The organism is Bacillus badius NBRC 15713 (assembly GCF_001591605.1).
Classification (GTDB): Bacteria; Bacillota; Bacilli; order Bacillales; family Domibacillaceae; genus Pseudobacillus; species Pseudobacillus badius.
On record NZ_BCVF01000006.1, the window covers coordinates 72411 to 88457 of the forward strand.

Genomic DNA, 16047 nt, shown 5'->3' on the forward strand with positions numbered 1-16047 from the left:
AACAGAGCCAAAACTAAAAGCAAGAAAGCAGCCGGCGTGGCTGCTTTCTATAGTATAGCATATTTGTTCGCATCTATCTAACGCTGTTTATAAGGAAATGTATTGTCCCGGCATAATGTGATTGTTCAAATAATGGGTGGGGTCAGTACTCAGCACGCGGACAACTTTATAGCGATTTTCCTCGCGCTCGGCAAATAAAGGGATGCCGTTCCAGGAAACCAGCTCTAACCCGCTGTCTTGATGATCCTCAGGATAAATACATTCATGCGGCATCATTGTATATAAAATCATTGGATCATCGCTCCGCCTTGCTCGTTAGCAGCAATTAATTCGTTTAATTTTTTCATCGCTTCTCCGATGCCGCCCACCTCTTTGATCAATCCATATTGCACCGCGTCCCTCCCGACGACGTTGGTCCCGATATCCCTCGTCAAATTTCCTTTAGCCAGCATTAACTCTTTAAACTTTTCTTCAGTAACGGAAGAATGTTGCGTCACAAAGTTGACAACCCGTTCCTGCATCTTATCCAAATATTCGAAGCTTTGCGGAACACCAATGACTAGACCCGTTAGCCGGATCGGATGAATGGTCATTGTAGCCGTTGAAGCGATAAATGAATAATCACACGACACAGCAATAGGCACCCCGATAGAATGACCTCCCCCGAGTACAATTGACACCGTAGGCTTGGATAGAGAAGCAAGCATCTCCGAAATAGCGAGCCCTGCCTCCACGTCTCCTCCGACCGTATTTAGCACAATGAGCAGCCCTTTAATTGCAGGGTTTTGCTCAATCGCTACAATCTGCGGGATAACGTGCTCATATTTTGTAGTTTTATTTTGCGGGGGAAGCTGCAGGTGTCCTTCAATTTGGCCGATGATCGTCAGGCAATGCACAGGAGAATCATTGGAAAGCTGGGGAACGTTTGTCTGTCCAAGCTGTTGAATTTTTTCCATTAATGAAGATTGAGGATTTTCCGCTTGCTCCTCTGGTTCTGTCTCTTCGTTCATTTTCTTTTCTGTATCCATATTCGATTGCTCCTTTCGAAGACGGCACACTCTAAGGCCGAGCTTATATATGCATATTCTCCCTAACCCGGCTGATATTATGCAAAATCCCTCAAGAAGCATCGGATAAAAAATAAGCCCTGGGTTTCATTTCAGTGTGCAGACAGCATCGCTTTCGCGTCTTGCAAACGGAGATAAACCTTAGGGCTTATTTGTAATATGTTTACTCAAAGCCAAAGAGCGGCTTCTTTGCGGGAAGAACATTTGCCTGACGGAGCAGGACAGGCGCTTCCGCTTTTCTATACTTCCATAATGATTGGGAGGATCATTGGACGGCGTTTTGTTTTTTCAAACAGGAATGAGTTCAGCTGGTCTCTAATATCTTGCTTAATGCTGGACCAGTCAAAAGATTCGCCAGTCATGTTCTTCTCGACAATATCAGTAATTAATTTCGTTGACTGCTCCATTAGCTTTTCTGACTCTCTAACGTAGACAAAGCCGCGAGAGATAATTTCCGGACCGGAGACAATTCGTTTTTGCTTCTTGCTCAATGTAATGACGACGATGAAAATGCCGTCTTGAGACAAGAGCTTGCGGTCGCGCAAGACGATATTGCCGACATCGCCAACGCCAATGCCGTCGATTAATACATTTCCGGCAGCTACTTTAGAGGTGACGCGCAGTTTGCCGTTTTTGTACTCAACTACATCGCCCTTCTCAGGCAGATAGATGTTTTCTGCAGCCACACCTATTTGCTGAGCAAGCTTTGCATGAGCTTTCAGCATGCGGTATTCTCCTTGGATCGGGATAAAATAGCGCGGCTTCATTAAGTTAAGCATGAACTTCAAGTCCTCTTGGAAACCATGCCCAGACACATGGACTTTGCGGTTCCCTGTTACGACATTCGCGCCGGAACGATAAAGAAGGTTCACTGTTTTTGCCATGAGCAATTCTAATCCTGGTGATGGTGTGGCTGTAATTAAAACCGTGTCGCCTTCTTTAATTTTTACAAGCTTGTTCGTTCCTTTGGCCATCTTTTGAAGCGCTTCAATCGGTTCGCCTTGAACGCCCGTGGTTAAGATCACAATTTCATGTTCAGGGTAGTCAGCAATCTCCTGAAGACTGATTAGGGTGTCTTCCTGCACGTTTAAATAGCCCAGCCTAATTGCTACATCATTGACGCGCTGCATGCTTTTCCCGCTGACAGCGACTTTCCGTCCATTTTTGTGGGCGGCGTCAAACACTTGCTGAATACGAATCAAATTCGAAGCAAAGGAAGCGACGATAATGCGCCCTTTTGCCATGTGAAAGGCATCTGACATTTGACTGGCGATCACTTCTTCAGAGGTTGTATGTCCCGGACGCTCTGCTTCTGTAGAATCGGACAAAAGCATAAATACGCCATTCTGGCCGATTTGTGCCATCTTGCCGATATCAGGCGCATACAAGCCTTTGGCCGCCTGATCAAATTTAAACTCTCCGGTATGCACAATCGCGCCTTCAGATGTATGAATCGCTATGCCGACAGAGTCTGGAATGCTATGAGTCGTGCGGAAGAACGTCACTTCTACACCGTCAAAGCGAAGCCGCGTGTCCGAGTGAACGGTATAGTACTTTACTTCTTCCTTCACATTCTCCTCGCGCAAGCGCATTTTTGCTAAAGCGATTGTCAGTTTCGTACCGTACACAGGTGCTTTAATTTTTTGCAGAACATAGCCTAATGAACCGATCGCATCCTCATGACCGTGTGTTAAGAAGATGCCCTTTACCCGCTCTTTATTTTCAATTAAATAAGAAATATCCGGAATGACGATATCGATGCCGAGCATTTCATTTTCGGGAAACATCAGCCCGCTGTCGATCACAAAAATTTCTTCGTCTATTTCGATCACGGTCATATTTTTTCCAATTTCACCTACTCCGCCAAGCGGAATCACCTTAATTATTTCATTCTTTTTCTTACTCACTGTAAATTTCCTCCTATACTTAAGAACACCCGTCCCATCACATTATGTTTATTATAAGGGATGAAGGAAAGTAAAGCCAATACTATCTATCATAGGAAGGGGCTTTTATAGTAAATTGCTGGCAAATTTTCTTTTCTGTTTAACCACTTAAACAAAAAAGCCCAGCTAAATAAGTGCTTAATCGCCCCAACAAAAAAATTCCCGATAGACAGGAACTTCGCTGAAAGGAAAGCAGAAAAAACTTTCTGCAGCTTTATCAGCTGAAAGACCCTACCGTATCGGGAATTTTCCGTATGCTCTATATTAACTTTTGCAAAGCTGTGCGTTCAGCTTCTACAAGCGGAACGAGCGGCAAACGAACAGAGCCCATATCCATGCCTTTTAACTGTAGAGCTGTTTTTACAGGCACCGGGCTTGGCGCTGCAAACAGCTGTTTCATTAACGGCAGCAGCTGCTGGTGGATTTTCGCAGCCTCTTTATAATTGCCTTCTAAAAAAGCAGAAACCATTTGCTGCATTTCATTCCCCACCACGTGCGAAGCGACAGAAACGATACCAGCCCCGCCGATTGAAAGGATAGGGAGAGTTAAGCTGTCATCACCGCTGTATACCTGAAACTCCTCATCCGTGCCAGCAATAATTTCTGTTACGGCGTCTAAATTTCCGCTCGCCTCTTTCACCGCGACGACATTTGGCAGCTTAGACAATTTGATGACCGTTTGCGGCTCAATGTTAACACTAGAACGACCAGGAATATTATAAATCATTACCGGTAAAGAAGTAGCTTCAGCCACTGCTTTAAAATGCTGATACAGCCCTTCCTGATTCGGTTTGTTGTAATAAGGGGCTACAAGCATAATGGCATCTACGCCCGCCTCTTCGGCCTTTCTGGTTAAATCAATGGACTGGCGCGTATTATTGCTGCCGGTTCCTGCGATAATAGGTACTCGTCCATCGGCTACCTTCACGGTATGGCGAAATAAAGCCACTTTTTCTTCTGCTGTCAAAACCGGTGATTCTCCCGTTGTTCCTGCCACAACCAGTGAATCCGTTCCATTGTTGACTAGGTAGTTCACCAATTGAGTCGTTCTTTCAAAATCCACATTCTCTTTTGAGTCAAATGGCGTTACCATTGCGGTAGACACCCGCCCGAAAGAAATCATACCTATTTTCCTCCTTCAAACAGCCGGCTTAGTTATTTTCATATTCAAACTGGTCCTCATGCAAAAGAAAAGCATCATGAAGTGCATTAACCGCAGTAACAAGCTCTTCATTTTTAACGAGCACCCATATAGTTGTGTGGCTGTCGGCAGATTGCAAGATGCCGACTCCTTTTTCAGCCAGCGCAGTAACAATTTTCGATGTGACACCTGGTACACCCGTTATCCCAGCACCGACAACGGATACTTTCGCACAGTTTTTTTCCACTTCGGGCTCATAGCCCATCTCCTGTAAAACGAAAACAGCACGGTCAATCATCTCTCCAGCGACCGTATACACAACACCAGTTGGAGAAATATTGATAAAGTCCACGCTGATTTTTTCGTTGGCCATCGCTTTAAAGACTTCTGCCTGGAAGTTATATTCATCCTTTTTCGCCTGCACTTTAATTTGGGCTACGTTGTTTACATGAGCAATTCCCGTCACGAGGCGCTCCCGGACATCCGGCCCTTGATTTGGCCGTGTAATGGAGGTGACCAGCGTGCCGACTCCATCAGACTGCGTAGAACGGATGCGCATTGGCACCTTCGCCTGCATCGCAATTTCTACTGCACGGGGATGAATGACTTTCGCTCCTTGATAAGCCATGTTGCATACTTCGTTATAAGTAACAACAGAAAGCGGACGCGCCTTGGTTGCAATACGCGGATCAGCCGTCATAATTCCTTCCACATCTGTAAAGATATCTACCCATTCTGCCTGAAGAGCAGCGCCGAGAGCAGCTGCAGACGTATCGCTTCCTCCGCGGCCGATTGTTGTGACATCACCTGTTTTAGCCGCTCCCTGGAAGCCGGCTACGACTACCGCATCGTGGGAATGGAGCGCCTTTAACAGCCGGTCGCATTTCATTTCAAGGATTTTGGCATTTGTATGGTCTTCATTCGTTACAAACCCTGCCTGAGCGCCGGTCATTGCACAGGCAGTGATATTGCTTTCTAACAGCATGTTTGTAAAAACGAGGCTGGATATTACTTCACCACAGGATAGAAGCATATCTTGTTCCCTCGCTGTCAGCTTCATCTCGGCTCCATTTACTAAAGATAAGAGCGTATCTGTAGCATAAGGATCTCCTTGGCGCCCCATCGCGGAAACAACCACCACGACTTTATATCCTTCTTTAATGGCTGCTTCAATGTGCCGCTTGGCATGGCGGCGTGATTCATCATTACGGACAGATGTGCCGCCGAATTTTTGTACGATAACTTTCACTATAAACACCTCTGCATTTCTGTGGTGAGATCATCCAACGATTACTTTTCTTTTACGAGCTCCATCTCAATCAGAGTTTCAGCAATCTGAACGGAATTCCAGGCAGCTCCTTTAAGAAGGTTATCGGAAACGACCCACATATGGAAACCTGTATCTTCATCTAAATCTTTGCGCACACGTCCGACAAAGACTTCCTTTTTGCCGACACAATGCGCAGGCATTGGGTATACTTGTTCGTCTGGATTATCTTCCAATACGATCCCTGGTGCCTCTTTCAGTTTATTTTTAATTTCTGCTGCTGACAAGCCTTGAGTCTCCACTTCAAAATAAACAGACTCAGAATGACCCGTTTCTATCGGAAGGCGCACACATGTAGCCGCTACGCTCAACTCCGGCATATGCATAATTTTCTTTGTTTCATTAATCATTTTCATTTCTTCAAATGTAAATCCATTGTCTTGGAATTTATCAATTTGAGGAATGGCGTTAAACGCAATCTGATAATGCTTTTTGTCGCTGCCTACCGGCAAGATTTCCGGTGTTACTTCTTTGCCCTCAAGAATAGACTCTGTTTGGCCATACATTTCGTTGATCGCTTGCGCCCCTGCGCCAGATACTGCCTGATAAGTGGAGACAATTACTTTTTTCAAGCCATATGATTGGCGAATAGGCTCGAGCGCTGCAACCATTTGAATAGTTGAGCAGTTCGGGTTGGCAATAATCCCATTATGCTTTTTTAAGTCCTCTTTATTGACTTCCGGCACAACGAGCGGAACGCCCTCATCCATGCGGTATGCGCTTGTATTATCCACAACAATCGCTCCACGCTTCACCGCTTCTGGAGCAAGCTGTTTTGAAATGCTGCCTCCTGCGCTGAATAAAGCGATATCTACTCCTTCAAAGCTCTCGGGCTTTGCTTCTTGTACAGTAAATTCCTCTCCTTTGTAAAGAAGTGTTTTACCTGCAGAGCGTGCTGATGAAAGCAATGTTAATTGACGGATAGGAAAGTCTCTTTCCTCCAATGTGCGAAGCATTTGCTGGCCAACCGCACCCGTTGCGCCTACAACAGCGATGTGAAATCCTCTTGTGTTCATTTTGTTTTTTCCCCTTTCGAATTCCCTATGAACAAATAGACTTGTGCATATGTAGTAGTTTTTAAATAATATGAAATAGTTTAAAAAATGGAACAGCACTTTTAATAGCTACTATTTTATCACATTAAAGTTCGAAAAGAGCAACAAAATGCTGACTTCTAAAAAAAAGAGAAAAAAGAGGGAGGATCTAACTCCCGTAACGAAATCTTTCAATAATGACCGGCTGCAGCTGCTTACCTGCCAAGGCAGCCTCAATCGTCTCTGGAAGGCTATCCATCTTCGCTACCATCGAATTGGGCTTCTTCTCCGGATCATCCTGGCCAAACGGAATAAAAAAGATATTCTTTACAGCCATCAGCCGCATAATGTTCATTCCATTTAGCCCGAGGGCATCATTCGTCGAAATCCCCAAAATAACCGGCTTTAAATTTCTTAAGGTAGCCTTGGCTGCCATCAAAACCGGCGAATCCGTCATCGCATTGGCAAACTTGCTGATGGAGTTGCCGGTGATTGGAGCAATGATCATGCAATCAAGCGGGGCTTTAGGGCCTAACGGCTCCGCCTCCACAATGGAATCAATGACCTGTTTGCCCGTTACTTCTTCAATTTTCTTCACCCATACTCCCGCTTCACCGAAACGCGTGCCTGTGCCTTTGACAGTAGCAGTAACGACAGGAACGACCTCTGCCCCAAGTTCAACCAGCTTTTTAATTTGCGGAAATATTTCCTCGTACGTACAATGAGAGCCTGTGATGCCAAAACCGATTCGTTTTCCTTTTAGTGACATATTTTACTCTCCTTTCGTGATAGCCGCATCCTTCAGCAGATCTGTAATAACACCGGCCAAAATTTGTCCCGCTGTTTTAGGGGCGACAATTCCTGGAAGCCCCAAAGCAAGAATGGCTTTGATGCCTCTTTTTTTGGCAAATTGAAAGTCTGTTCCTCCCGGCTTAGAAGCCAGGTCAATAATGAATACGTGCGGCTTCATTTTGGCAATAGCCTGAGAAGTGATAACTAAAGAGGGAATCGTATTAATAATAAGATCAAGAGATTCAGCTTGTTGAGGAAGCTGGTCGATCGAAAATGGCGTCAGCCCCATTTCAATCGCACGAGCTAAATGTTCACTTTTTCTCGCACCAAGCTTTACATTTGCCCCTAAGTTGGCAAATGTTCGAGCCACACTCATTCCGACTCTGCCCATACCAAGCACAGCTACAGATGAACCGTGTATCGTAAAATCTGTATGCTGGATTGCCATCATGACCGCTCCTTCTGCGGTGGGAATCGAATTATAAATTGCTACGTCGTCCCTATCAAACAGCCGGATAAGTGTTCTCCCCGCCTGCTCAGCCAGCTTCGTAAGAACGGGGGGACTGATTCCTGTGAACAGGAGGCAGTGATCCGGCGTTTTCGAAAGCATCGTTTTGGTTAATTGGGGATGAGCAGAAGAGAACACTGTTTCAATTTCACCTGTCGGCTGCAAGCCGGCAACAGGCAAAATGAGGGCATCTAATTCATGAAAAGGCAGCTCCTCCAGCTTCTCCTTCACTGCCCCCGCAAAGCTTTGTTCGAGCTGGTCAAACCCCACCAGATACACTTTCGCATCAAGCTCTGTTAATTTCCTGATGATCTCCAGCTGGCGGGCATCTCCGCCTAACACTGCTACTTGGAGCCCTGTCAGCATCGTTTTCACCATTCCTTTCTTCTCGCTTCTACATTGTATGAAGAAATAAGATTTCGGTGAAATGAATAATAAAAAGCCTCTTGCATTTTGCAAGAGACTTCCGTTTGCCGATGAAAGAGAGCCGGAATCAAACCCTTTCCGTTTTAACATAGTTTTCAAGCCGTTTGACCGATTTATTTTCAAACAAATATCATTGCACGGCTCCTGCACGTTGTCCACTCTGCTGATTGAAGCAGAAGGCTCACCGACCGCCCCGCGGAAAGCGAAGCGCCTGGAACGGAAATCAACAGACCTCATCCATGAATAAAATAAAAAAGACTGCAGACAAACTTCAATTTTCATTGAGTTTGTCTGCAGTCTGATCCTCTTGCATTTTACAAGAGACTTTTCTGATTAAACAGTGACAGCAACTGGAAACTTGCCGTCTGGGCTGATCAGGGCCGCTGAATAGTCACTGCTAAAAATTTGACTGCCTAGAGCATTGACTTTATCCATTGTTACTTCATCGATCATGCTGACGATTTCATCGAGCGTGCGGTGTTTTTTCAGCAGCAGCTCATTTTTTCCGTTGCGGCTCATTCGGCTATTTGTGCTTTCCAAGCTGAGCATTAAGCTGCCTTTTAATTGTTCTTTGCTGTTATGCAGCTCTTTGCTGCTGATGCCTTCTGCTTTTAACGCTGCCAGCGTCATTTGGATCGTATCGAATAATTCATTCAACTGATCGGCGCCCGTGCCGCCGTATATAGTGACAAGACCGCTGTCTTGAAAAGACGAATGATAAGAGAAAACCGAATAAGCAAGCCCTCTCTGTTCACGCACTTCTTGGAAGAGGCGGGAAGACATGCTTCCTCCTAAAATATTATTTAACACCACTAAGCTGTATACATCCTTGTGGCCGATCGGCAGTCCTTCAAAACCGAGACAAAGGTGCGCTTGCTCTGTCTCTTTTTTCCGGGCTACTTTATCTGTAAATATCTCAGGCGGGATATTGCTCTCTTCCCGCTGTCCGCCTTCGTAAGAGCCGAAAAGCTTTGCGGCGCGCTTCACCAATTCATCGCTGACATTTCCGGCAATGGAAATAACAACGCGGTCCGGCGTATACATATCATGCATATATTGCTTTAGTTTATCTCTTGTAAAAGAAGCAAGCGTTTCTTCTGTCCCAAGAATCGGATAGCCCAGCGGATGGTTTTTATAGAACGCTTTGCTCAATAAATCATGAACAATATCATCCGGGGTATCTTCATACATTTTGATTTCTTCTGAGACCACACTTTTTTCCTTGCTCATTTCCTCTTCAGCAAAAGCGGAGTTGAAGAACATATCAGCAAGTGTGTCTAATGCGTAAGCGGCGTGATTGTCCAGCACTTTCGCATAGTAGCAGGTGTACTCTTTTGAAGTAAAGGCATTGACCTGACCGCCTATACTATCAAAGCTTTCCGCAATTTCCTTCGCCGACTTTGTCTCTGTCCCCTTGAAAAACATATGCTCTAAAAAATGAGAAATGCCGTTGTTTTCCGGCGTCTCATCTCTTGAACCTGTTGCAATCCAAATACCGATGGCTGCTGACCGCACGGTAGGTATTTCTTCCATTACTATTCTGACCCCATTGTCGCAAGTAAACTTTTTTATCAATGTTATCCTCCTATTTCAGCCGCTGTAAAAAAGCCGAGGTTCGTTAATGACTAGATGAGTGACGAGCAATCATTCTAGTTTCGCTTAGCAAGTTGGATACAGTATCTATTTTCAATTGCTTTGCTTTTATTTGCTTAATCAATGCATCCAAAGAAGCAGATGATGATTCAGTCGGATGCATTAAAATAATCGCTCCTGGATGAACGCGGCTTATGACCCTGTTTATGAGAGCATTAGGCGTCGGCTTCTTCCAGTCAATCGTATCTACTGTCCATAAAATAGTGCTCATTCCCAATTGATGGGCAACGGTTACCGTATGATCTGTAAAGCTGCCGCTCGGAGGAGCAAACAGCTGCGGGCGCCTTCCCGTTGCTGATTCAATGACCTTATTTGTCTTTTTTATTTCTTCCCGGGCACGCCCCTCGCTCAGTCGGGCCATATCGGGATGAGTGTAAGAATGGTTTCCTCCTTCATGCCCGGCTTCGACTATCATTTTGGCAAGATCAGGGTGCTTTTTTACCCATCGCCCTTCGAAGAAAAAGGTAGCATGAATTGAATGCTTTTTCAACACCTCTAACATCTCCGGCAAATATTCTTCTCCCCACGCCACATTAATCGCGAGGCTCACCATCGGTTTATCGGGATGCCCGCGATAAATCGGAGAGGGAGGCAAGTCCTCTAAATGAACCTTAGGCGGCACTTGTTTGTATATTAAACGGCTTTCTTGAAACTTTCCATCTTTTTTCATCAATTGATAGGATTTTTTTTCATCTACCTTCAGACCGTTGTAGCCGGGAGTTGCTTTCCATACCCGGTCAATTTGGGCATCCTGAGGCGGAACAAAGCGGTCTTTTGCTTCTTGTTTAATTTGATCAAGCAGCGACGGTCCGCTTTGATGGGCGAATTGCGCTTCACTTTTCAACCCCTTAAGATAACTGCTGACTGTATGGCTCTCCACGAAAAATAGCACTATCACTCCGATGACTAATATACTAATCATATGTTTTATTTTTCCCATTGTCCATGCCTCCCCCCATTGTTTTAAAATTATGAAAAGTGGAGGGATTATAGAACACGCGAAAAAACCAGAGGAGAGATCCTCTGGTCCTGTAATTAAGACTGCTGTTCTTGCTTTTCAGCCGCTTCTTTTTGTTCCTTTAGCACGACCTTGCGCGAAAGATTTACCCGGCCTTGGTCGTCAATGCCGATGACTTTAACAAGCAGCTTATCGCCAAGTGCAAGCACGTCTTCCACCTTGCGAACACGCTCTTCAGCAAGCTCCGAAATATGGACAAGTCCATCTTTTCCAGGGAATAATTCAACAAATGCCCCGAACTTTTCGATACGCTTGACTGTGCCGTCATACATTTGTCCGACTTCGACTTCACGCACGATATCTTCAATAATTTTCTTGGCAGCATTATTTTTCTCTGCATCAATTGAAGAAATAAAGATTGTTCCGTCTTGCTCGATATCAATTTTAACGCCCGTTTCTTCGATAATCTTGTTGATCTGTTTACCGCTTGGCCCGATTACATCACGGATCTTATCTGGATTAATCGTCATCGTTAAGATCTTCGGTGCATAGTCAGACAGCTCGCTGCGCGGTTCCGCAATAACGGAAATCATATGATCCAAGATATGCATGCGGCCTTTTTTCGCCTGCTGCAGTGCCTCTTCGAGAATTTCACGGCTTAAGCCTTCGATTTTAATATCCATCTGCAAAGCTGTAACACCTTTGCTTGTACCCGCTACCTTAAAGTCCATGTCACCAAGATGATCTTCCATTCCTTGAATGTCCGATAAAACGGTATAATGTTCTCCAGATTTAACAAGTCCCATTGCAATTCCCGCTACCGGCGCTTTAATCGGAACCCCTGCATCCATCATTGCCATTGTGCTTGCGCAAATGCTCGCCTGGGAAGAAGAACCGTTAGATTCCAATACTTCTGATACGAGGCGAATGGTATATGGGAAGTCTTTTTCGCTTGGAACAATCGGCTCCAATGCCCGTTCTCCTAATGCACCATGACCGATTTCGCGACGTCCTGGCGCGCGGAGCGGACGAGTCTCACCCACACTGAAGGAAGGGAAATTATAATGGTGCATAAAGCGCTTAGACTCCTCAATGCCTAGCCCGTCTAAGATTTGGACATCACCCAGCGCTCCGAGGGTACAAATGCTCAGCACTTGTGTTTGTCCGCGCGTAAACATCGCAGAACCATGCGTGCGCGGAAGCAAGCCTACCATGGAGGATAGCGGACGGATTTCATCAATTTTCCGGCCATCCGGTCGTACTTTTTCCACTGTAATCAAGCGGCGGACTTCTTCTTTGACAATCTTGTCCAAAATTTGTCCAACCTGCTTCACCATGTCTTCCTCTGCTTCTTCGGCAGTGAACTTCTCAACAACCTCTGCCTTGACTGCCTTGATTGCATCTTCGCGTGCATGTTTCTCCTGCACTTGGATAGCTTGAATCATTTCTTTTTCACAAAGAGAACGAACTTGTTGTTCAAGCTCTGTATCTAATTCATACAAAGCGATTTCGATCTTGTCTTTCCCAACCGCCTTAACGATTTCCTCTTGAAAAGCAATGAGGCGCTTAATCTCTTCATGACCAAACATGATAGCTTCAAGCATGACCTCTTCAGGCACTTCATCTGCTCCAGCTTCTACCATGTTGACCGCATCTTTTGTTCCAGCCACAGTTAAGTGCAAATCACTCTTCTCAAGCTGTTCCACTGATGGATTAATCACAAATTCTTCATCTACACGGCCAACGATTACGCCGGCAATTGGGCCTTCAAATGGGATATCAGAAATGCTTAGCGCCAATGAAGAACCAAACATAGCGGCCATTTCAGAGGAGCAGTTTTGATCCACACTCATTACGATGCTGATCACTTGCACCTCGTTGCGGAATCCATCCGCAAACAGCGGACGAATTGGACGGTCGATCAGTCGGCTGGCAAGCGTTGCTTTTTCGCTTGGACGCCCTTCTCTTTTAATGAAACCGCCCGGGATTTTTCCAACCGCATACAAACGTTCTTCATAGTTAACTGTCAGCGGAAAGAAATCAAAAGGTTTTGCTTCCTTCGAAGCAGTGGCAGTACTCAATACGACTGTATCTCCATAGCGGATCAACGCCGCTCCATTAGCTTGTTTAGCGACCTGGCCAACCTCAACGGTCAGCTCCCGGCCTGCCCATTCTATGGAAAATGTTTGTTTCCCTTGCTCCATAAATGAACCCCTCTCTATACCAATAAAATGTTGTAATTGCGTATCATCCTAACTATTAGCATAACATTCGGGATGATTGATGCAAAGTTATATCGTTGAATTTATCTATCTTGTCTATTTTTCACCGAAAAACACCGGTTACTCATATACTTTACATTTTCTTTTGGAATTAAATCCCAATCATTTTTCACCTAATAAAAAAGCGGGAACAAATCCCGCTTTCTGAACGGCTTAGCGACGCAAGCCAAGCTTTTGAATTAATTCACGGTAACGCTGAACATCTTTGTTACGAAGGTAAGTTAACAGGTTACGACGACGTCCAACCATTTTTAACAAACCACGGCGTGAATGATGATCTTTTTTATGAGTGCGCAAATGATCGTTTAGTGTATTGATTTGCTCTGTAAGTACAGCAATTTGTACTTCTGGAGAACCAGTGTCACTTTCGTGAGTTTTGAATTGGTTGATAATTTCATTCTTGCGTTCTTGAGTTAAAGCCATTGTAATTCCTCCTTAGTTTTTATAAAATCCCCTGTTACCAAGCAGGCGCTGGAGCGGCGCGATGCTGAGCAAAGGTTCAAATAATCCATTTCTAATCATAGCTTATTTTGCAATAAAATGCAACCTCTTTACTTTTGCCCGGCAAAGTAAGCAGCCGCTGACTGCTTATCCTTATCAATTTGCGCCACGAGGGCCTCAATGCCGTTAAACTTTTCTTCTCCCCGCAGGCGGGCATACCATTTAATGGCTACTTCTTCTCCGTATATAGAGCGATCAAAGTCGAATATATGGACTTCAACCGACAGGCTATGCTCATCCGGGTGCTTGAAGGTCGGGCGGTAACCAATATTGCAGACGCCATCGTGCCACTCTTCCTTCACCTTTAGACGCACCGCGTATACACCTGTTTCCGGAATGAGATAATCTTCCTCTACCTCCACATTTGCAGTCGGAAAGCCGATTTTCCGGCCGCGCTTATCCCCATGGATGACTGTTCCCTGGACCTCGTATGGCCTTCCAAGCAGGCCTGCTGCCTCTTCTACATTTCCTTCCCTCAACAGCTGACGGATTTTTGTGGAGCTGACTTTTTCTTGATGGTACTCCCACTTATCAATGATCGTTGAAGTAAAGGTGCCGCGCGAATGAAACGGCATGGTTTCCATCGTTCCTTTGCCCAGGCGTCCATATGTATAATCAAAGCCGGCTATGACATGCTTGACATGAAGGCCAATCACATATTGATCAACGAATTGCTGCGGTTCAAGCGCTGCAAAATCAGAGGTGAACCGGACAACAAATAAATAATCGGCTCCCAGCGCTTCAATTCTTTTTACTTTTTCACCTATGGGCGTAATATATTTTATTTGTTTATGTTTGTTTCCAAGAACGACGGACGGATGAGGATCAAATGTCATCACCGCACTTTTCATACCCTGATTCCTTGCTTTTTCTACCGCCGCAAGAATCACTTGCTGGTGCCCGGTATGGACTCCGTCAAAAAAGCCAAGAGCCATTACTAAAGAGGGCAAATTTTCTTTTTGTAAGCTATGGGGATGATGCAACATATACACTTTCACCGTTTTCACCTGTCCTCCTGTCAGTCAGCTAGCACTTTGACCGGTTTTACTTTCCCCGGCTTATCTGGATGCAGCTTATAAATCGCCAGTAAATTCTCCTCTGAAAATACCGCGGCCTCCGTTGCTTTTTCCGGCCAGTCCGCCGGCATATCGAGCACAGAACCGTTCATTACTTTCTTTGCTAATGTATCATTTATTGTCCATTTCGGCAAATGTTCGACTCCCGTTTGAAGCGGCTGGACAATAGAAGAAACGGCGCTTTTCTCTTGAAGCTGCTTGAGTTCGTCGAGCGTGATGCACTGCTGCTTGTCAAATCCCCCAGAAGACGTTCTTATAAGCTTGGACATATGCGCTGGGTAGCCGAGCCTTTCGCCAATCATCACAGCCAGTGTCCGAATGTAAGTGCCTTTGCTGCAGGATGCGCGGAAAGAAAATTGAATAGCTTCACCTTCAAACCATTCTCTCTCATCCAGCAAATCCAATTGGTGGATAGTTACCTGTCTTGAAGGTCTTTCCACCTCAATTCCTTGGCGGGCATATTCATACAACCGCTTCCCATTCACTTTCACAGCCGAAAACATCGGGGGAGTCTGCATAATTTCACCGGTCAGCGACTGCAGCACTGACAAAATATCCTTTCGTGAAATTCTCGAACTTACCGGCTGTTGTTCTACGATGTCGCCGGATGCATCCTCTGTTGTTGTCGAAAAGCCAATGGTTACTTCGCCTTCGTATACTTTTCCTGAGTTCATAATGTATTCGGCCAGCTTCGTTGCCCGCCCGAGACAAATGGGCAGCACTCCTTCTACATCAGGGTCAAGCGTACCAGTGTGGCCCACCTTTTTCATCTTTAAAATTTTGCGCACCTTAAACACACAATCGTGCGAGGTCATTCCTTTTTCCTTCCAAAGAGGAAGTATTCCGTTCATGTAGCTTCTCTCCTTTTTCCGGCAGAAAAAAGGTTCCAGCTTCTTAAGAAGAAATGAATATAGCACTGAAAAGTCTATATCTCATTCACTGAAGAAGCCAGAACCTTATGTTCCTTTCCTGTTTATCAATGATCTGCGGAAGGACTATTAATTTCCCTTAATAAAGTATCGATACGGTTGCCGTATTCAATCGATTCATCCATTTCAAAGAGCAGCTCCGGCGTTTTGCGTAGACGGATTCTCTGCCCAACCTCCGAACGGATAAACCCTTTTGCTTTTGTTAAGGCCTTTAATGTTCCTTCGCGCTCTTCTTCATTGCCAAGCACAGTAATATAGACTGTCGCTTGTTGAAGATCACCGGTCACTTCCACGTCGGTTACGGTAATAAAACCGATGCGCGGGTCCTTTACTTTTCGATTCAATATGTCTGTCAGTTCTTTTTTCATCTGTTCACCAACACGATTTGAACGAAGAGTCATTTTTCT

15 protein-coding genes are annotated in these 16047 nt (G+C 45.1%); all 15 read right to left on the bottom strand.

Annotated features, from left to right (window positions below; all coding sequences use genetic code 11):
- Positions 1-87: 87 nt before the first annotated feature.
- Positions 88-291 carry a YlzJ-like family protein gene (locus BBA02S_RS04865; RefSeq protein ID WP_041100083.1) on the bottom strand — a complete coding sequence of 68 codons (204 nt, stop codon included), beginning with the start codon at positions 289-291 and terminating at the stop codon, positions 88-90.
- On the bottom strand, positions 288-1028 hold the full coding sequence (locus tag BBA02S_RS04870) for a ClpP family protease (protein ID WP_041100081.1): 741 nt from the start codon (positions 1026-1028) through the stop codon (positions 288-290). The genes BBA02S_RS04865 and BBA02S_RS04870 overlap by 4 nt, the downstream gene beginning before the upstream one ends.
- A 278-nt stretch (positions 1029-1306) precedes the next feature.
- Positions 1307-2974 carry a ribonuclease J gene (locus tag BBA02S_RS04875; RefSeq protein ID WP_041100074.1) on the bottom strand — a complete coding sequence of 556 codons (1668 nt, stop codon included), beginning with the start codon at positions 2972-2974 and terminating at the stop codon, positions 1307-1309.
- A 298-nt stretch (positions 2975-3272) separates the two neighbouring features.
- A complete protein-coding gene (gene dapA, locus BBA02S_RS04880) occupies positions 3273-4136 on the bottom strand; it encodes a 4-hydroxy-tetrahydrodipicolinate synthase (RefSeq protein WP_041100072.1) in 864 nt (287 codons plus the stop codon).
- A 28-nt stretch (positions 4137-4164) separates the two neighbouring features.
- The gene (gene dapG, locus BBA02S_RS04885) at positions 4165-5403 is read right to left on the bottom strand and encodes an aspartate kinase (RefSeq protein ID WP_041100070.1); all 1239 of its coding nucleotides are present in this window, start codon (positions 5401-5403) and stop codon (positions 4165-4167) included.
- Positions 5404-5444: 41 nt separating this feature from the next.
- The gene (asd, locus tag BBA02S_RS04890) at positions 5445-6497 is read right to left on the bottom strand and encodes an aspartate-semialdehyde dehydrogenase (RefSeq protein WP_041100068.1); all 1053 of its coding nucleotides are present in this window, start codon (positions 6495-6497) and stop codon (positions 5445-5447) included.
- Between the two features lie 187 nt (positions 6498-6684).
- Positions 6685-7284 (bottom strand): dipicolinate synthase subunit B, encoded by a 600-nt coding sequence (locus tag BBA02S_RS04895; protein WP_041100067.1) that lies wholly within the window; start codon positions 7282-7284, stop codon positions 6685-6687.
- 3 nt (positions 7285-7287) lie between these two features.
- On the bottom strand, positions 7288-8181 hold the full coding sequence (dpaA, locus tag BBA02S_RS04900; protein ID WP_041100344.1) for a dipicolinic acid synthetase subunit A: 894 nt from the start codon (positions 8179-8181) through the stop codon (positions 7288-7290).
- 393 nt (positions 8182-8574) lie between these two features.
- Positions 8575-9816, bottom strand: a complete 1242-nt coding sequence (locus tag BBA02S_RS04905) for a M16 family metallopeptidase (protein ID WP_041100065.1) — start codon at positions 9814-9816, stop codon at positions 8575-8577.
- Between the two features lie 43 nt (positions 9817-9859).
- The gene (locus tag BBA02S_RS04910; RefSeq protein WP_041113112.1) at positions 9860-10834 is read right to left on the bottom strand and encodes a polysaccharide deacetylase family protein; all 975 of its coding nucleotides are present in this window, start codon (positions 10832-10834) and stop codon (positions 9860-9862) included.
- A 95-nt stretch (positions 10835-10929) separates the two neighbouring features.
- Complete coding sequence (gene pnp, locus BBA02S_RS04915) at positions 10930-13056, bottom strand: polyribonucleotide nucleotidyltransferase (RefSeq protein WP_041100060.1); 2127 nt, start codon at positions 13054-13056, stop codon at positions 10930-10932.
- A gap of 231 nt (positions 13057-13287) precedes the next feature.
- The gene (gene rpsO, locus BBA02S_RS04920) at positions 13288-13557 is read right to left on the bottom strand and encodes a 30S ribosomal protein S15 (RefSeq protein ID WP_041100058.1); all 270 of its coding nucleotides are present in this window, start codon (positions 13555-13557) and stop codon (positions 13288-13290) included.
- Positions 13558-13685: 128 nt separating this feature from the next.
- Positions 13686-14633 carry a bifunctional riboflavin kinase/FAD synthetase gene (gene ribF, locus BBA02S_RS04925; protein ID WP_041113196.1) on the bottom strand — a complete coding sequence of 316 codons (948 nt, stop codon included), beginning with the start codon at positions 14631-14633 and terminating at the stop codon, positions 13686-13688.
- Between the two features lie 20 nt (positions 14634-14653).
- Complete coding sequence (gene truB / locus BBA02S_RS04930) at positions 14654-15562, bottom strand: tRNA pseudouridine(55) synthase TruB (RefSeq protein ID WP_041113111.1); 909 nt, start codon at positions 15560-15562, stop codon at positions 14654-14656.
- Between the two features lie 125 nt (positions 15563-15687).
- A complete protein-coding gene (gene rbfA, locus BBA02S_RS04935) occupies positions 15688-16041 on the bottom strand; it encodes a 30S ribosome-binding factor RbfA (RefSeq protein WP_041100054.1) in 354 nt (117 codons plus the stop codon).
- Positions 16042-16047 lie beyond the last annotated feature (6 nt).